The sequence below is a fragment of the Paenibacillus sp. NPDC057886 genome, from assembly GCF_042796655.1.
Classification (GTDB): Bacteria; Bacillota; Bacilli; order Paenibacillales; family Paenibacillaceae; genus Paenibacillus.
Map to the genome: position 1 here is coordinate 17,803 of NZ_JBHVMZ010000020.1, position 17,470 is coordinate 35,272.

Genomic DNA, 17,470 nt, shown 5'->3' on the forward strand with positions numbered 1-17,470 from the left:
ATATATAGAAATGACATTAGAGGAGAAATTGAGATGTTTCGTAAACGTGCCCAAACGATCAATCAAGCCCCTGTGGCCTCGCTTCAACACTTATTGGAATACAGTCGTAAACTGGTTAAAGACGCAGAGCAAGGGATATATACCAGTGAGCTAGAATCGACCGATGATTTGCAGGAAGCTGGTGAAATTGCACATAATATTAATAAAGCCTTACATATCTTGAAGAAGCAAAATGAAGCAGCGGAAATGCGCCTCAAAATGCTAAATCAGGCGTTAAATATCGGACTGTGGGAATCCGAGATTGTTGAAGGAGATCCTCTGGATGGCAATAATATCATTGCTTTTTCCAATGAATTTCGTCAAATGTTAGGCTTCAGCAATACGAAAGATTATCCCGATGCTTTTGCAAGTTGGGCCAAATCAATCCATCCCGACGACAGACCCCAGTTGGTTCAGGAGATTACGAATAACGTTAATACATCTTCCGAGAAGGCTGCATACAACGTAACGAGCCGAATGATAACGAAGAGTGGAGAAGTACGCTGGTTCCGGTATCTTGGACAAGTTGTCAGAAATGATGAAGGCGTTCCGGTTAAACTTTTGGGGATCATGTTTGATATTCATGATGAGAAGAGTAAATCCGATGAGTTGGAAGCACTCGTTACCCGTTATGATCTGGTAAATCGCGCATTGGTGGAAGCACCATGGGATATGACCGTTGTTGCCGGAGATGTGGTTAACCCGAATAATGAATTCTGGTGGTCACCACAGTTTCGCCGAGAGCTTGGATTTACCGATGAGCAGGATTTCCCGAATGTGTTCAGCAGTTGGAGCAGCCGGCTTCACCCGGATGATCATGACCGAACGATCAATGAATTTGCCAAGCATATGAATGATTACAGTGGACGGACACCTTACGATCTTGATTACCGTTTGCAACGTAAGAATGGGGAATATCGCTGGTATCATGCAGGTGGCGAGACGGTTCGGGATAGTAACGGAGTACCGCTCCGTGTAGCGGGAACTATTCGTGACGTGACACATGAGAAGAACAAGGAACAGATCGTTGAAGCGATGAATCAAAAGACGAAACTTTTATCCGAATCCATCGGTGAGATGGTACGTGGAATTAACTCGATTACCGATCAGGCTCAGGAACTGGTTACTGCGCAAGAGTTATCTGCGGATGCAGCCATTCAGGTGAAGAGCAGTGCAGATGATACCAAAAACATTACAGCGTTTATTCGGGAAATTGCCAGCCAAACTAATTTACTGGGTCTGAATGCAGCGATCGAAGCAGCCAGAGCGGGAGAACTTGGTCTTGGATTTGGGGTTGTGGCCGGAGAAGTGCGGAAGTTGGCTGACCATAGCTCGCAGGCTACCGTCAATATTGAAGATAGCATGCAGGCAATGAAGACGTTCATTGACCAGATTCTGGAGCACATTGGCAACATGTCCACACTGACGCAGAATCAGGCTGCCCTAACACAGCAGGTAAACGCCTCGATGGATGAGATCAATATGATGTCGCAGGATTTGGTGAACTATTCACGGAATTTGTAAGATTGGAAACTGTGTAATCCTATCGATTGTTGGATGATAAAATGAATTGAACAAGAAAAACCACCGAGATGCATTTCTGCTCTCGGTGGTTTTTTGTATTTTCAACGATATATGCAATTCTATCTCTTGAACTATACTTGTTGAACTTTGATCAAGTTGGTGTTACCGGATTGACCAATCGGTACACCAGCGGACAATACGATGATGTCCCCTTTTTCGATATAACCGGTTTTGATTGCATTGCGTGTAGCGGACTCGAACATTTCATCGGTTGTTGTTACTTTGTCGCCCATAACTGGAATGACACCGGAAAGCAGGCAGATTTTCGCGAGTACTTCTTCATGCTGTGTAACCGCAATGATCGGTGCTTTCGGACGATATTTGGAGATCATACGCGCCGTAAATCCACTCTCGGTAGAAGTGATGATCGCTTTGGCATTCAGGACGAGGGAAGAGCTTACTGCTCCCTGACTGATAACTTCGGTAATGTCAGCTACTTGTTGAGCCGATTTTTGCCCGAATTGTTCTTTATAATCAATCATCGTTTCAGCACGGCGAGCAACAGCAGCCATCGTGCGCACGGATTGTACCGGGTATTTACCTGCTGCCGATTCACCAGACAACATTACAACGTCTGCGCCCTGAAGGACAGCGTTAGCTACGTCACTAACTTCGGAACGAGTTGGACGCGGATTCACTTGCATGGATTCCAACATGTGTGTTGCGACGATAACTGGTTTACCCGCGCGGTTACATTTATCGATCATTTCTTTTTGCATCATGGGTACGTCTTCGATCGGTACTTCAACCCCGAGATCTCCACGAGCTACCATGATACCGTCAGATGCTTCAATGATATCGTCCAGGTTAGTCATACCTTCCTGGTTTTCGATTTTGGAGATGATTTGTACATGATCTACACCGCGTTCTTTCAGGATGCTGCGAATTTCACGAATGTCGTCGCCTTTACGAACAAAGGAAGCAGCGATGATTTCGATACCGTTTTCGATCCCGAATCCGATGTGCATAACGTCACGCTCCGTTACACCTGGCAAAGTCGTTTTAATTCCTGGCAAGTTAACCCCTTTACGTGGTTTCAGAATGCCGCCGCTGATGATCTTACAGTGAATATCTGATCCTTCTACGGACAGTACAGTCAGATCCACCAAACCATCATCGATGAGGATGCGATCTCCAGGTTTTACTACGAGGTTCAATTCCGGATAGTTTACCGAAATACGCTCAGCGTCACCAAGAATTTCTTCTGTAGTCAGGATAAGCTCTTTACCCGCTTGCAGATGGCAGGATGCTTCTTTCAGTTTGCCAATACGAACTTCCGGTCCCTTGATATCCATCATGATCGGTACATACGTATTCAATTCGGAAGCTGCTTTGCGGATATTGTTAATCCGTGCAACGTGATCTTCCAGCTCACCGTGAGCCATGTTCAGACGGGCAACAGTCATCCCTTCCTGAATCATTACTTTTAACAATTCGATTGAGTCACAAGCAGGTCCCATAGTACAAATAATTTTTGTTTTCAACATGCTATTTTCCTCCTCATATGTTTGCTTATATGTGTATTGTAGCGTTTTCTGTCGAATCAGGGTATGAACTATAGTACAATGATTAGAACATAGTCCAATAATGAGGTGTGTTATGGTCACTCCATTAGAAGTACGACACATTAATGGTGTCGGTTGGTACGAAGAAGCGGTGCAGTCACAGGCCACTTGGCGGTTAAGCTTGGTTACTTATGGAAAATGTGTATATTGGGTGAACGGAGAGAAGCAGATCATGGAGAAGGGTGAGCTGCTGCTAATTCCCGCTGGCATTCCGTATTACGGCAAAAGCATTCCAACCGTAACCCACACGCAAATTGTTGTTCAATTACAGGGGGATCATACACAAGGTTTGCCCGCGCTGGAACGGAGTGAGGCCTTGCGACATAAGCCCGGATGTTATGAACTGATTCATGAACGTATGAAGGCCATCCAACAACAATGGCAGGAACGTCCGTCTTATTATGTCATGATGAGCCAAGCCTTATTGATGGAAGTGCTTATTTATATAAATAGGGAACTGGACCGCGGGGTTATTCCGCCGGAGAGGCATGTTCATGCGGAGCGGATGAAGCGATATATTGAGCGGCATTACCGGGAGAAAGTTACGAAAGAAGAGCTCGGGGACGAGATCGGTAAAACCCCCAATTACGCAGCCGCGTTATTTAAAAGCATGACGAATCAGACGATCAGCCAATATGTTCACGATCAACGGATGAAAAGGGCAGTGTATTTGCTTACCGAGTCACAGCTCTCCATTCAGGAAATTGCAGAATTTCTCGGTTACCGTGATCTGTCTTATTTTTACCGGATATTCAAGCGTATAATGGGAAGTCCTCCATCTGATTTGCTCCATGAACGTCCACCAATTGTATGAAAGACAGGTTCGTCATGGTCGCGTCTTGAAAAGTTCTTACATTTAAGCATCAACTTAAATCACGCAAAAAAAGAGGGCCCAGGCCCTCTTTCTTGGTTTCATGACAGTCGAATTACTCCCGCCCTTGCAATATAAATCATATACTAAGCGTTGCTGCTTGTATTTGTAGCCGTGATTGTCTGCTTTGTTTTTTTGCTTGCCAGACCTGCACGAACCGCAACTACATGCACAGCCCAGTACGCTGCTTCCGCGAACAGAATTCCGCCTGCCACATCCAGCAGCGAATGCTGCTTCACAAACACCGTCGAAGCAATGATAAGCCACAGCCATATGGACCATGAGATCCGCGCCAGTGGTTTGAAGTTCAAGTGGCGATTAATGATGATGAAGAGCAGATAACTTGTGAGACAGTGGATGCTTGGAAAACAGTTGAATGGAGCATCATTGGTATAGATAAATTGTACGAGCGCACTGCTTAGGCCTGTTCCGATAGCTTCCGGCCGCGGCACGTAAGTAGGGAAGACCGCAAAAACAATATTGGCTGCGATTACTCCTACATTATAGGTAATTATCATACGCCAGAATAGCGATTTGTTCGTTAGACCCAAATAGAGAAATCCAAGATACAGAATCGGCATCCAACTGACATAAGGATAAATAAATTGTTTGATAAAAGGAATCTGTGTATCAATCCAGGCATAATTGTAGAAGACATCACTTCCGGTGTTACTGCCCAACAAAACATAAATGGAACCTTGAAGCGGTATACATAAGATTGCCAGCAAATGTCCCCAGCGCAGAAATAATGCTTTCATAGTATCCCCCTGATTTCGTTCTTCATTTCACAGCTTTCATCGTAACTCTCCATATATATGACGTTGCAGAAGTGTCGCACCCCTGCACCAATTCATTCTTTTACTAATATAATAGACATTTTAGCACTTGAGCCATACCTGATTGTAAGGTAAAAGCTGTAAGAGAAATTCTCTTTTTTGTTACTTTTATAGTTTTATCCAGAAAAGGATACCCAAATATGGGTTGTATGTGATACAACTAAATTGTCATATGAGTTCGTGTGACAACTACTAAAGTTGAAATAAGGAAGGTACAATCTATGAAAAACCCGCAATCCAGGCAAAAACAAACCTTTTCCGTGCGTAGACCTGTGCTAACGGTAGTCATTATTGAACTGCTCCTTTTGCTGGCGGTTTTCGTAGCAGGGGCGGTAGCTACCGTGAAGCAACTGGACTACACATCACCCGTACTAATGTCGTTTACTCCAATTGCCCTCGTGCTCATTATTTATCTCACCCTGCGACGCAAATGGAGAGAAACCGGATTTCGCTCCTTAAAAACCATCCCGGCAAGTCATGCAAAGTATTATATTCCGCTACTCCTTGTACTGGGTACACTGGCGTTGAAAGGATTTACAGAGTTAACCTTGTCCAAGGTTGCCTTTTTTATCTTTTTCACCTTGCTTGTCGCATTTGTGGAGGAAACCATTTATCGTGGACTTATCTTCAAAACATTACTTCGTAAGAGTGCGGTTGCGGCAGTTGTCACTTCAAGTGTTTTATTTTCCATCACTCATATCATGAATGCATTATCCGGCCAGAGTATGGCAGATACCATTCTGCAACTAATCTATGCCTTGCTGCTTGGGGCGGCACTCGCCCTGTTAATGTTGAAAAACGGGAATATCGTACCGCTTATCCTGTTTCATTTCATACATAATTTGATTCAATTTCTCGGGAATGACCGGGAAGATACCGGAACACTTTCCTACGATATCTTCATATTGGTTGTGTTGGTTGCTTATTGCGTATGGTTAACATTTAGCGTTCGAACGAAGTCATCTTCTTCAGAGAGTAGTACACCGGGGAGTTCAGTGGTTCATTAAACGGGTCTAGATCGGTTGCTGCATAACTCTGTTTACCGCCAGCCATGGGATCGTGGTATACTTCAGTCTGGCGGTATGACAGGCTTGTTCATAATCGGAGGCCCGTTCATCCGTACAATGGATAAATAAATAGGTGATATTGTGGAAAAGACAGCACAGGCCGTGGCGGAATGGATGGTACAGGAGATAAAATTCACTGGTACGCTTCATCAGGAAGCTGCAATTGAATATGTAAAGTCCAATTTTGGGGAAGAATTTGTATTTGTGAATGAGAATGGAAATACTTCTTTATCAAAAGAAGTGAAGAAAGCGTTCCGCAAGCTACATCGTGGGCAGATTGCATGGGATCGTGATGCCTTTATGTGGGCATGGACATAGAGTGTTATCATGTGATTGATTGAGCTTTCATGGATGTGTTGGATATGCATGTCAAAATATTTTATAGAAAATGTATAAGTTGGTTCGGATCTGCATATCCTTTCATAAGACCGCAATGAGCGCAGGGCAAGCGATAAACCCTGTTCCAGCGCGTGCGAATAACATGTATTTCCAAAGCTGTTTGAAAAGAAAATACAAAGATTTGCTTTTTGGTGGAAACGGAGTTATAATAAAAACAAGTTGTAGAGAGTGGAAAACCTAATTCACATATTGTAAAGGGCGATCACTTATAGGTTATGACTGGTACCTTTTTCAATGTGTGAATTTTTATTTGCTTGCTGCAAAGAACAAAGGAACATGTTAATCTTTATTTGGAGGTGTAATTCACATGCAAAACGGAACAGTAAAATGGTTCAACGCTGATAAAGGCTTCGGTTTCATCGAAGTTGAAGGCGGAGAAGATGTATTCGTACACTTCAGCGCTATTACAGGCGAAGGCTTCAAAACGCTGGACGAAGGTCAACGCGTGCAATTTAAAATTGTACAAGGAAACCGTGGTCCTCAAGCAGAAGAAGTTGTAAAACTGTAATTAAAGCATAGCTGCCTTTAACATGTTATAATGGTAAAGGCAGCTTCTTTTTTTTGAGCAGTTATAATGAAAGTCGTCCCAATAGTTGTCGAGACAGAAGTCCGGACGGGACAAAACTTCCGCTAAGTAGTGGCTTCTGTGAAATAACGTCGGATTAGATGTTTTTCCATAACAAAGGGGGTAGAAGTCATGTATAATCGCAAAAAACCGTTGGAAGAGATTCCACAAGCGGATGCGGCAATCTGGGAATGTACGAGTGATACGTGCAAAGGATGGATGCGGGACAATTTTGCGTTTGATAGCGTGCCTACTTGTCCGATATGTGCTTCTGAGATGGTTAGCACGACCAGGATGCTGCCATTGCTTGAAAATTCGAATAGTAATCTGAAAACGATGCCTAAAGGAAATCGGATTTAACATAGCTTACCCGCCTCTAACGAGGTGTTTTTTTTTAAGTTGAACCTGACATCTTGTCCAAAGGTAAGGGTATTAAATATGAAGTTCCCGGCATTCGTTTTGGCGAATGCCTTTTTTTATATCTTTTTTTCCAAAATGTCGGATAATGAAATGGGAATATATCCAATTTACAATGTATTTATTTGAATCCAGGGTTTGTAGAATAGAAAGTAATTACATTTACACGCAATAAATAAAACGTTTTCGGTGTAATTGTTAACGCTTACAGTTTGCCAATGACGTAATCGTATGTTCTCTGAGGAGGAAAGTATTTTGAAGAAATGGTTAAGTCTTTCACTGGTTGCTGCTTTAAGTGCGACTCTTGTTGGTAACGCTTTCGCGGAAAGTGCGGAACCTAGCCCGTCTCAATCTCCACCATTGGCTACAAAAAAGCAGACTTATGATTGGGGAAGGGCCAAAGTAGTGGGTGGAGGGTTCGTTCCGGGCATTATCTATAATAAGGCAGAGAAAGACCTGATATACGCCCGCACGGATATTGGTGGTGCATATCGTTATGATGCCGAGAGTAAGTCGTGGATTCAACTGCTTGATTTTGTTGGTTTTGATGAGTGGAACATGTCGGGTGTGGAGAGCTTGGCGACAGATTCCGTTGATCCGGATCGCGTCTATATCGCGGCAGGTACATATACGAATGACTGGACAGATATGAACGGTGTGTTATTGCGTTCAACGGACAGAGGTGATACTTGGCAGCGGTCAGAACTTCCATTCAAACTTGGCGGTAACATGCCTGGGCGTTCAATGGGTGAGCGTTTATCCATCGATCCGAACAACAACCGGGTGTTGTATCTGGGTGCTCGCAGTGGAAATGGACTATGGAAAAGCACGGATTACGGAGTGACCTGGAGCAAGGTGGACAGTTTCATGGCAGTCGGGAATGTAAAGGATGACTATGATGATATTGCAGGCGTAGCCTGGATTACCTTTGATCCAACCACAGGTTCCCGTGGTCATACGACTCAGACGATATACGTTGGAGTGGCTGACTCTGAGAAGAGCATCTATCGCAGTACGGATGGTGGGAAGACTTGGGCATCTGTAGAGGGTCAACCTGCGCAAGGGTTTGTTCCCCATCACGGTATGCTCGCATCCGATGGCTTCTTATATGTAACCTATAATGAGTTTGTTGGACCATACAGCGGTGGTAAAGGTGCTGTGTGGAAACTGGATACGAAAACAGGAAAATGGACCGATATCAGTCCAACCGGTAATACGGATAACCCGTATGGCGGGCTTGCGCTGGATGCCAAAGATCCGAATACACTAATGGTAGCAACGATGAACAAATGGTGGCCAGATGACTTCATCTACCGCAGCGCCGACGGAGGGGAAACATGGAAATCATTCTGGACACTGGATTATGCCAAAGATCCAAGTCGGGACAACCATTTTACTATCGATTATTCTCTATCTCCTTGGCTGGATTGGGGAGAGAAAAAGGAGTTGCCTGAAACTTCACCTAAATTGGGATGGATGATTGGCGACTTGGAGATTGATCCGTTTGATTCGGATAAAATCCTGTATGGTACAGGCGCAACGTTATACGGTTCGGATAACGTAACAGCCCTGGACCGGGATGAAACGGTGAAAATTTCGGTCAAAGCAGATGGTATTGAAGAGACGGCTATACTTGGTCTTATCAGCCCGCCATCGGGTGCGCCTCTTCTGAGTGCGATGGGTGACCTTGGTGGATTCCGTCATGCTGACCTGGATAAGGCGCCGGAGATGATTACGAATCCGTATCTCGGAACCAGTACGGATATTGATTATGCAGAGTTGAACCCAAATCTGGTTGTACGTGTAGGTAACGCGGAAGGAAAGGCTGCTCGAATGGGGATTTCCACGGATAACGGCGTGACTTGGAAGCCGGCTTCGAATGCCTGGATCTCTTCGGATGAAGATAAGACAGAAGGTGGACATGCCGCCATTAGCGCTGACGGGAAATCGATTCTATGGAGTCCGGTCAGCAAAGCTGAAGGAACTGCAAGACCTGTGAGTGTCTCGAACGATCAGGGTGCGACCTGGAAAGCTTCAAAAGGTATTCCGGAAGGTGCACGTGTCTCGGCTGACCGTGTGAATGGATCTGTTTTTTACGGATTCTCGAATGGGTCCTTTTATGTGAGTCGTGATGGTGGCGTTAGGTTTGAGAAAACGACCGCCACTGGACTGCCTGTTGCCTTAACGAGCAACTTCAAAGCTGTACCGGGTTCAGAGGGTGAGATCTGGCTGGCTTCGGCAAAAGATAACAAGAAACTCGATAGTACCTATGGTCTATTCCATTCTGTAGACTATGGTCAAACCTTCACCAAGCTGGCTAATGTGGAAGAAGCAGCCACGATAGGTTTGGGTAAAGCGGCGGAAGGGCAAGAGCATATGGCGTTATATTCCTACGCCAAAGTAGAAGGAACGTATGGGATTTTCCGTTCGGATGATAACGGCGATTCCTGGATTAGAATTAATGATGATCAGCATCAGTATGGTTCAGCCAATGTAACGATTACGGGTGATGCGAGAGTGTACGGACGTGTGTATGTGGGAACCAATGGTTATGGAATTGTAACAGGAACTCCAGCGGACACCGAGGGCGGAAATGTCGATCCTGGGCAAGAATCAGGTGCAGGCTCATCTGCACCAGCTCTTCCATTCACTGATTTGGATGGACTGCCTCAAGATGTACAGGATAAGCTGGTTGCATTGCGTAAAGACGGAATTATTGACGGCAAAGTGGGTGGTATTTTCGCTCCGTATGCAGGTGTATCACGTGCCGAGTTTGTTAAAATGCTGTCGGGTGTCATTTCGACTGTATCCGAATTGCCGGAAGCGAAGGAATCGAAATATGCAGATGTAAAAACGGGAAGTTGGTATGCGGGTTATGTAGCGTCCTTGGAGAAGAGGGGGCTTCTTGTTCCTGCCGCTCAGGAAAAATTCAGACCAGCTGCCCTGATTACCGAGAAGGAAGCGAATGAACTGCTGGCAAGCACATTGAAAGTGCTGAAAGCAGATCTGGACACGAAGGACCAGGGACTGGTTTCTTATCTGGCCGAGGACTACAGTGCCGATGAAGTGCTGGGTGTGAGTCGGGGGAAAGCATCCGTAGTTTTATACAACCTGCAGCAATGGCTGTATAAGAGACTTTAAGTGGTATTAGGCAAACCGAGAGTGGTTCAGCTATTTGTGGCTATTCGGAAATGCTATTTAAAATCGTAATGCATATAAAAAAACAAAGATCCTCCCGCATGAAGCGAGGAGGATCTTTGTTTTTTTATAGCCGTGTTGTTCCCGTCTTATCATAACTTTGGAGAGTTTAGATGAACAGGAATGGCAGCAGAAAGAGTGTTGCTACCAGAGCAAGTTCAATCCCTCTTCCATGGCCGTAACCCCTACCGTATCCTCCATAACCATATGGACCATAGGCCGAAGATTTAACTTTCTTTGTTGCAACAGCGTTTTTCTTGCTGCTTTTTACAAGCTGTTGTTTGGATTTGACTGAACACAGCCGTGGTCCTTCGAAACATCCGTTCAAATAAATTTTACCATCACGACATTGACTAAGCGTACCATACATATGCTTACCGTCGTTCATAACGAGACAAACGGAACGTCCAACGTGCGGAGAAACCGTTTCTTCACATACCGGATTAATTCTGTACATGCAAATCCTCCTCAATAGGTGCGGTTGCCGCTTGAATTCAACGGTTTGTATATCATAGTAAAAAGAAGACCGATTGGTATGGACGAGTACCCGGAAATTAGATGGGGAGGAGCCGTTTTTGTATCTGCTCCATACACTAGAGGGAGTAAAAGGGAGGGGATATCATGGATTATCATGATTTGCTGGCCCGGCTTGGAGAAGGGAGTGCCCATCCGGGAGGGTTTACAGCAACGATGCAACTGTTGGATACGCTGTCTCTGCCTGCGCATAGTAAGGTGCTTGAAGTGGGATGTGGTACAGGGAGGACGGCTTGTTATCTGGCTCGAAACGGTTATCGGGTAACTGCGGTTGATCTTAATCGGCAGATGTTGGAGAAAGCGGTGCGACGCGCAAGACGGGAGCGCTTGGATATTCGTTTTATTCAGGCAGATGTGAAATCCTTGCCTTTTCCGGATCATTATTTTGATGTGGTATTTGTAGAGTCTGTCACCATTTTCACCCAGTGGCGAAGTACCCTTGCGGAATATAAGAGAGTATTGAAGCCGGGTGGCCTCTTCATTGATCGGGAGATGGTGTTATCTGGAAGAAGGACTGAGGTGATGAGTCGTAGGCTGAAACAATTTTACGGAATAAGGACACTGGCAACCATGACCGCATGGAAGAAACGTCTGAAACAGAGTGGGTTCAGCGCAGTATCAATCAAGGAAAACTCGCGCTCCATGGGAATGTGGGGTGCAGATCATGATCCCCATCGAGAGATGGACATGACGATGTTTGAGGATGAGCAAGTACAACGTATGAGCCGCACGAATGATCGTTTGCTTATGAGATATGGAAAAAGACTGGGTTATGCGGTTTTTGAAGCGAGGGTACCAATGGATAATGGTAATACCCAGAAAGAGTAGGAAGCATCTGCTCGCGGAGGTCGTTGTATTTCATCAATAAATGAATGTGGGAAAATATTTGGCTGATGCCATACTTGGCATATAAAAAGGCAACCCACTCTAAGGTAGGTTGCCTTTGCCTTGTTTTTTCGGTCTCTAAATCCAATACAAGTAAGTTATGAAGAAACGTCAACTCAAAGACTTGGACTGAAAGCATTACAACATATCGTTGTCGATAATGCGCCAGTGATGCTTCAGTAGAGCTTCCAGTTGTGGTTTATCTTTGGCTCGAAAAGCACTTACGATTTGGCGATGTTCTTCATTTACTTCATTAAGTACACTGGATAGCTTCGGCTTGTTATCGCTAACATACGACTGGCGAATAAAGCTGTTTTTTAACGTGTTTAACATCTCGATGACAGTGGCGTTGCCGCAGCGCTGGATGTACAGGTTATGAAATTGATATTGATTCTTGCTGTAAGCAGCCAGATCGAGCTGGGTGATATCTTCATCCATCCGTGCAACAAGGGCCTCCATCTCCAGGAGCTCAGACGGTTTGAGGTGGTCCGCTGCAAGTGTAGCAGCAAGTGCCTCAAGCGCACCGATGGCCTGCGAGAACTCGAGTTTTTTGCCAGCATCAAAAGGAGCGACGATAAATCCCCTGCGTGGGATATATTGCAGAAGATTGTCAGAAGTGAGTTGAAATAAGGCTTCCCGAGTAGGTGTGCGGCTGATGTCCAGCTTTTTGCAAATCTCCGCTTCATTAATCTTCTGATTGGGGAGCAATGTCCCATCCTGAATTTTCTGTGCGATATAATCGTAAACATGATCTTTCAAGGACCGGTATTTGGGTGCCTCCATACCGAATCCCCCCTTCTGTATATAGTAATGATTGGATGTGTGAGGGTGTAAGCCCTGTAATGGTGCGCCGTTCGGGAGTTTCAAGTTTTTATCATCTTAACACCGAGGGGGGAGTTGGGCAAGCAATCTTAATGATCTAAAATAGTGTCAGTTACATGTTACATAAATTACGTATTATGGAATTATAGCGTATAAATGTGTTAAATTCATTGCCATTCAACAGATTGTTTGTTAGTATTACTTACATTAAAGCCCATATATTGTATGTGTATATTGTATACAAATTATATGTCTTTATCATTCCAAAACAGAACAGGGGTATGATGAGTGAAAAGAATGCTTTTGCCAACGATGCTGTTGTTGATGGTGGTAATCTTATCGGCTTGCGGGCAGGAACAAACGACAAGGGCCGGCTCGGAAACTTCTCCATCCTCGGAGAGTGGTCCTGCAGAGAAGAAAGTAATCGTACTTGGCACCAGTGCAGACTACGCACCTTATGAATTTCACAAAAGCATTAATGGCAAAGACACTATTGTAGGTTTTGACATTGAGATTGCCAAAGCGATTGCTGCGGACATGGAAGCTGAGCTGAAGATTGAGGATATGGATTTTGATGGCTTGCTTATGGCACTCAGCACGGACAAGGTCGATTTTGTTATATCAGGCTTAACACCTACAGAAGAGCGAAAGAAGAATGTTGATTTTACGGATATCTACTATTATGCAGAACAGGCTGTACTCGTTAGAGCTGACGAAGGTAACTCGCTTTCCTCGCTGGATGATTTGTCGGGCAAACAGGTGGGTGTGCAGAAAAGCTCCATTCAGGAAGGGATTGCTCAGGACATTCAAGGAGCCAAGCTTACTTCTCTTGCCAAAATTCCCGAATTGATTCTCGAATTGCAGACTGGGCGGGTAGATGCGCTTATTCTGGAGAAGCCGGTTGCGGAGCAGTATGTAAAGAACCAGGAGGGGCTGGTTGTTGCAAACGTGAAGATTGAACAGGCAGAGGATGAAGGAGGATCGGCCATCGCCGTGAAAAAAGGCAATCAGGAGCTCGTTGATCAGATCAACAGTACGCTGGCGAAGCTCAAAACGGGCGGAGATATCGAACGCTTCGTCGTTGAAGCGAATGAGATGTTAGGCGAATAAACCGGGCGAGTGAGGGATATGCCGTGAATTTAGATTTCTCCTTTCTATCGGAACATTGGCAGGATTACGCACGTAGCGCGTGGGTAACGTTGGAGCTTTCCTTCTTTGGGGTGTTGTTTGGTACATTGCTGGGGGTTATGGTGGCGCTGCTTCGTATATCAAGAGTGTGGCCTATCAAATTCGTAGCATCGGCGTATATCGAACTCATTCGCGGTACGCCGATGTTGGTGCAAATTCTCATTATTCATTATGGTCTGACCGTAATTGGTGTGAACCTAACCGCATTTATGTCGGGGGTGGTCGCGTTGACCATGAACAGCTCAGCTTATATGGCAGAGGTATTCCGGGCGGGGATTCAGGCAATTGATAAAGGGCAGACTGAAGCTTCCCGTTCTCTTGGGATGTCTCATGGCATGACACTTCGTTACATTATACTGCCGCAGGCCTTTCGTAACATGCTTCCAGCTATCGGCAATGAATTCATTATTATCATTAAAGATTCCTCGCTTGTTTCCATGATTGGGATTGCTGAGATTATCTATACGGCTAGAGCCGTTCAGGGGGTTACCTTCCAACCGCTTGCCCCGCTCCTTGTTGCTGCTGCCCTCTACTTTGTAATTACATTTACGTTGGCCAACCTGCTCACTTGGCTGGAACGCAGACTTTCCATATCCCGATAACGTGCATACGGACTCTGCGAATGAGTGGAATTAGGTAATAGCGGAAAAAGTGAGCAGGAGTCGTAAATGGTCGTGGCGAAGCATACATTGATATTGTATTTTGTATACAATATAATCAAAGAGGGGTGCTGGGAGTATATGTCAGATTCAAAAATGTTAATGGATTGGTCGGAACGTTATGCTGCACCTAATTATCATCCGCTCCCGATCGTTATTGAGCAGGCGGAGGGAGTATGGGTCCAAGACCCGGAAGGTCGCCGTTATATGGATATGCTAAGTGCGTATTCGGCATTAAATCATGGGCACAGACATCCAGCAATCATTCAGGCGCTGAGGGATCAGGCAGATCGGGTAACATTAACATCACGGGCATTTCACAGCAGTGCAGCATCACTTTTCTATCAGAAGCTCTCGCAATTTACGGGCAAACCCAAGATTCTGGCCATGAACACGGGAGCTGAAGCGGTTGAAACGGCCGTGAAAGCAGTACGAAGATGGGCATATCGCTGCAAGGGTGTACCGGAAAATCAAGCTGAAATCATCGTATGCTCAGGGAATTTTCATGGAAGAACACTGACCGTCACCTCTTTCTCATCTTCAGAAGAGTACAAAAAAGACTTTGGACCGTTTACACCCGGATTCAAAATCATTCCTTATGGCGACATTGAAGCGCTTAAGCTTGCGATCACACCGAACACGGCCGCTTTTCTTGTGGAACCCATTCAGGGGGAAGCTGGTATTGTCATTCCGCCAGAAGGATATCTTGCTGACGCCTTTACGCTGTGCAAACAGCATCACGTGTTGACTGTGGCGGACGAGATTCAGACTGGATTCGGACGAACGGGACGACGTTTTGCCTCTGACTGGGAGGGGGTTGAGCCAGATATCTGGATTATGGGTAAGGCGCTAGGCGGGGGAGTGATGCCCATCTCGGCTATTGCTGCTAATGCAGAAATACTGGATTTATTTGAACCGGGTTCTCATGGCTCCACATTCGGGGGGAACCCACTCGCTTGTGCCGTGGCTGTCGCAGCACTGGAAGTTCTGGAAGATGAGAAGCTTGCAGAGCGCTCGGAGCGTCTGGGGATTTATTTTATGAAACAGCTTCAGGGAATTCGCAGTTCAGCTGTGCGTGAGATTCGAGGTAGAGGGTTGTTCATCGGTGTTGATCTGCATGTACCTGCACGTCCATACTGTGAGAAGTTAATGTCTGTTGGGCTACTCTGTAAAGAAACCCATGAGACAACGATCCGTTTTGCGCCGCCACTGACCATTATGGAGACTGAGATCGACTGGGCGTTGGAACGAATTGCTCAGGTGCTGGGTGACTGAATAAACCTTTCATTCTTTGATTACTTCATATAAGCAGCGAAGGAGCTGACCTACATGGGAAACAATGATATGGAATCTGCAGGAACGCTGAATGCTTCTAATGAAACAAGCCAATTGCCTTTGCGTCATCATGACGTTGCTATCATTAAGGTTCCTTTTGGATTAGGCGGGGCGCGAGGTGGTGCTGAGCTAGGTCCGGATGAACTAATTACAGCAGGATTGAAACGCGAAATTGCAAGCCTTGGGTTGAATGTATCAAAAGAGATTCGTGTAGATTGTCCCTCAGAGTCTGTCGCTCCAATTGAACGCAATCGTGTGAAATATTTATCCGAGGTTCGCCAGGTGAGTGAGCGAGTGTGCAATGAAGTGTCTGGCGCGATAGCGGGAGGTGCTTTTCCACTTGTTCTGGGTGGGGATCACAGTGTAGCCATAGGTTCTCTTGCCGGGTTGTCTGCGCATTATTCCAATCTGGGTGTGATCTGGTTTGATGCGCATGCGGATTTGAACACAGAAGAGCGTAGTCTGTCTGGAAATATGCATGGGATGAGTGTTGCTGCTGCTTTGGGGCATTCTGCATTTAACTTGTCTCATATACCGGGTGCGGGGCCGTTCGTTAATCCTTCCAATCTGGTCTACATTGGCTTACGTGATCTGGATGTGTATGAAAAGGAACAGATCCGAGCGCTTGGCATTAAGAGCTTTACAATGCATGATATTGACCGGATAGGGATACAACAGGTTGTTGAACAGGCACTGGCTGTAGTCGGGGAAGGAACAGATGGTATTCATATTAGCTTTGATATGGATTGTCTTGATCCGCGTGAGGCTCCGGGTGTGGGTACGCCGGTACCAGGGGGATTGAATTACCGTGAAGCTCATTTCGCATTGGAGCTGCTTGCTTCCACCAACCGAGTCACGTCCATGGATCTGGTGGAGGTTAATCCGCTATTTGATCAGAACAGGCATACGGCCCGCCTTGGAGTAGAACTGATTGCTTCATTGCTGGGTAAACGGATCTTATAACGATTATAGCTATTTCTTGTGCGGGTGAATTCATGCTTATATAGAAGGTAAGGTCTAATCATATAATGTAAGGTTATATAAGAGCCAGGGTCAGACTCATCCATACGATCTTCAACTGAGTGAAGATAGGTATGAGTGACTTCCCTGGCTATAGTTGTTGGGTGCACTTCTTTACTTCTGAACGGATGGAGGGTGAAGTTAGCTTTATAGAGTATGAATGTTTGGTTATGCGTTGCCTCTTGGTTCCTTTAGGAGTGATGGGTATAATTACGAGGGCTCTACTATAGAAGAAAGAGATTGAGATTATCTGATGGAGAATATGGTTCTAAAGTTTTTTGAAAATAAAGCTTGCGTTCAGAATCTGTACATGGTATATTCTAATTCCGGCCAAGAAAACACGAGAAACACGGTGCGGCAAGCGAAACAACTAAGCTTCGAAAGAAACTTAAAAAAAAGAGCTTGCAAAGTTGGTTCGGATGTGATAAGATATAAAAGTTGCTGAGGTGAACAACGCCCGGCAGTGAAACAAGTTTGATCTTTGAA

At 45.3% G+C, this 17,470-nt stretch carries 16 protein-coding genes; 12 read left to right on the forward strand and 4 right to left on the reverse strand.

Annotated elements, in window-relative coordinates; translation table 11 throughout:
• Positions 1-33 precede the first annotated feature (33 nt).
• On the forward strand, positions 34-1,563 hold the full coding sequence (locus ACFVQB_RS34070; protein ID WP_379449779.1) for a methyl-accepting chemotaxis protein: 1,530 nt from the start codon (positions 34-36) through the stop codon (positions 1,561-1,563).
• A gap of 131 nt (positions 1,564-1,694) precedes the next feature.
• Here the strand turns inward: ACFVQB_RS34070 and pyk are convergent, their stop codons facing one another.
• A complete protein-coding gene (gene pyk / locus ACFVQB_RS34075; RefSeq protein WP_247900331.1) occupies positions 1,695-3,110 on the reverse strand; it encodes a pyruvate kinase in 1,416 nt (471 codons plus the stop codon).
• A 112-nt stretch (positions 3,111-3,222) separates the two neighbouring features.
• Here pyk and ACFVQB_RS34080 point away from each other — a divergent pair, with 112 nt between their 5' ends.
• Entirely contained in the window at positions 3,223-4,002 is a 780-nt protein-coding gene (locus ACFVQB_RS34080) for a helix-turn-helix domain-containing protein (protein WP_379449783.1), read from the forward strand.
• Between the two features lie 143 nt (positions 4,003-4,145).
• Here ACFVQB_RS34080 and ACFVQB_RS34085 read toward each other — a convergent pair whose 3' ends face one another.
• The gene (locus ACFVQB_RS34085; protein ID WP_379449786.1) at positions 4,146-4,817 is read right to left on the reverse strand and encodes a phosphatase PAP2 family protein; all 672 of its coding nucleotides are present in this window, start codon (positions 4,815-4,817) and stop codon (positions 4,146-4,148) included.
• 299 nt (positions 4,818-5,116) lie between these two features.
• Between ACFVQB_RS34085 and ACFVQB_RS34090 the strand changes: the two genes are divergently transcribed.
• From ACFVQB_RS34090 to ACFVQB_RS34110, 5 genes are all read left to right on the forward strand, one after another.
• Positions 5,117-5,902: a CPBP family intramembrane glutamic endopeptidase gene (locus ACFVQB_RS34090; protein WP_379449789.1), complete on the forward strand. Its 786-nt coding sequence runs from the start codon at positions 5,117-5,119 to the stop codon at positions 5,900-5,902.
• Positions 5,903-6,043: 141 nt separating this feature from the next.
• Entirely contained in the window at positions 6,044-6,280 is a 237-nt protein-coding gene (locus tag ACFVQB_RS34095) for a DUF6953 family protein (protein WP_063568137.1), read from the forward strand.
• A gap of 388 nt (positions 6,281-6,668) precedes the next feature.
• Entirely contained in the window at positions 6,669-6,869 is a 201-nt protein-coding gene (locus ACFVQB_RS34100; protein WP_024633772.1) for a cold-shock protein, read from the forward strand.
• Positions 6,870-7,058: 189 nt separating this feature from the next.
• A complete protein-coding gene (locus ACFVQB_RS34105; protein ID WP_024633773.1) occupies positions 7,059-7,286 on the forward strand; it encodes a cold-shock protein in 228 nt (75 codons plus the stop codon).
• Positions 7,287-7,574: 288 nt separating this feature from the next.
• On the forward strand, positions 7,575-10,484 hold the full coding sequence (locus tag ACFVQB_RS34110) for an S-layer homology domain-containing protein (RefSeq protein WP_379449792.1): 2,910 nt from the start codon (positions 7,575-7,577) through the stop codon (positions 10,482-10,484).
• A 166-nt stretch (positions 10,485-10,650) separates the two neighbouring features.
• Here the strand turns inward: ACFVQB_RS34110 and ACFVQB_RS34115 are convergent, their stop codons facing one another.
• The gene (locus ACFVQB_RS34115; RefSeq protein WP_379449794.1) at positions 10,651-10,998 is read right to left on the reverse strand and encodes a hypothetical protein; all 348 of its coding nucleotides are present in this window, start codon (positions 10,996-10,998) and stop codon (positions 10,651-10,653) included.
• A gap of 164 nt (positions 10,999-11,162) precedes the next feature.
• On the opposite strand from ACFVQB_RS34115, the gene ACFVQB_RS34120 reads away from it, so the two are divergent.
• Positions 11,163-11,903, forward strand: a complete 741-nt coding sequence (locus ACFVQB_RS34120) for a class I SAM-dependent methyltransferase (RefSeq protein ID WP_379449795.1) — start codon at positions 11,163-11,165, stop codon at positions 11,901-11,903.
• Between the two features lie 195 nt (positions 11,904-12,098).
• On the opposite strand, the gene ACFVQB_RS34125 is transcribed toward ACFVQB_RS34120, so the two are convergent.
• Positions 12,099-12,743, reverse strand: a complete 645-nt coding sequence (locus ACFVQB_RS34125) for a GntR family transcriptional regulator (protein WP_379449798.1) — start codon at positions 12,741-12,743, stop codon at positions 12,099-12,101.
• Positions 12,744-13,079: 336 nt separating this feature from the next.
• On the opposite strand from ACFVQB_RS34125, the gene ACFVQB_RS34130 reads away from it, so the two are divergent.
• From ACFVQB_RS34130 to rocF, 4 genes are all read left to right on the forward strand, one after another.
• Positions 13,080-13,892, forward strand: a complete 813-nt coding sequence (locus tag ACFVQB_RS34130) for a transporter substrate-binding domain-containing protein (protein WP_379449813.1) — start codon at positions 13,080-13,082, stop codon at positions 13,890-13,892.
• A gap of 23 nt (positions 13,893-13,915) precedes the next feature.
• Entirely contained in the window at positions 13,916-14,572 is a 657-nt protein-coding gene (locus ACFVQB_RS34135) for an amino acid ABC transporter permease (protein WP_379449800.1), read from the forward strand.
• Between the two features lie 138 nt (positions 14,573-14,710).
• On the forward strand, positions 14,711-15,904 hold the full coding sequence (locus ACFVQB_RS34140) for an ornithine--oxo-acid transaminase (RefSeq protein WP_379449808.1): 1,194 nt from the start codon (positions 14,711-14,713) through the stop codon (positions 15,902-15,904).
• A 54-nt stretch (positions 15,905-15,958) separates the two neighbouring features.
• The gene (gene rocF, locus ACFVQB_RS34145; protein ID WP_379449811.1) at positions 15,959-16,927 is read left to right on the forward strand and encodes an arginase; all 969 of its coding nucleotides are present in this window, start codon (positions 15,959-15,961) and stop codon (positions 16,925-16,927) included.
• Positions 16,928-17,470 lie beyond the last annotated feature (543 nt).

What these genes read in the sequence shown, in the direction of transcription:
- ACFVQB_RS34110 (WP_379449792.1), top strand. Translation starts at nt 7,575, where the DNA reads ATGTTCTCTGAGGAGGAAAGTATTTTGAAGAAATGGTTAAGTCTTTCA.
- ACFVQB_RS34120 (WP_379449795.1), top strand. Translation starts at nt 11,163, where the DNA reads ATGGATTATCATGATTTGCTGGCCCGGCTTGGAGAAGGGAGTGCCCAT.
- ACFVQB_RS34140 (WP_379449808.1), top strand. Translation starts at nt 14,711, where the DNA reads ATGTCAGATTCAAAAATGTTAATGGATTGGTCGGAACGTTATGCTGCA.
- ACFVQB_RS34080 (WP_379449783.1), top strand. Translation starts at nt 3,223, where the DNA reads ATGGTCACTCCATTAGAAGTACGACACATTAATGGTGTCGGTTGGTAC.
- ACFVQB_RS34090 (WP_379449789.1), top strand. Translation starts at nt 5,117, where the DNA reads ATGAAAAACCCGCAATCCAGGCAAAAACAAACCTTTTCCGTGCGTAGA.
- ACFVQB_RS34100 (WP_024633772.1), top strand. Translation starts at nt 6,669, where the DNA reads ATGCAAAACGGAACAGTAAAATGGTTCAACGCTGATAAAGGCTTCGGT.
- ACFVQB_RS34130 (WP_379449813.1), top strand. Translation starts at nt 13,080, where the DNA reads ATGCTTTTGCCAACGATGCTGTTGTTGATGGTGGTAATCTTATCGGCT.
- ACFVQB_RS34070 (WP_379449779.1), top strand. Translation starts at nt 34, where the DNA reads ATGTTTCGTAAACGTGCCCAAACGATCAATCAAGCCCCTGTGGCCTCG.
- ACFVQB_RS34105 (WP_024633773.1), top strand. Translation starts at nt 7,059, where the DNA reads ATGTATAATCGCAAAAAACCGTTGGAAGAGATTCCACAAGCGGATGCG.
- ACFVQB_RS34085 (WP_379449786.1), bottom strand. Translation starts at nt 4,817, where the DNA reads ATGAAAGCATTATTTCTGCGCTGGGGACATTTGCTGGCAATCTTATGT.
- ACFVQB_RS34115 (WP_379449794.1), bottom strand. Translation starts at nt 10,998, where the DNA reads ATGTACAGAATTAATCCGGTATGTGAAGAAACGGTTTCTCCGCACGTT.
- rocF (WP_379449811.1), top strand. Translation starts at nt 15,959, where the DNA reads ATGGGAAACAATGATATGGAATCTGCAGGAACGCTGAATGCTTCTAAT.
- pyk (WP_247900331.1), bottom strand. Translation starts at nt 3,110, where the DNA reads ATGTTGAAAACAAAAATTATTTGTACTATGGGACCTGCTTGTGACTCA.
- ACFVQB_RS34125 (WP_379449798.1), bottom strand. Translation starts at nt 12,743, where the DNA reads ATGGAGGCACCCAAATACCGGTCCTTGAAAGATCATGTTTACGATTAT.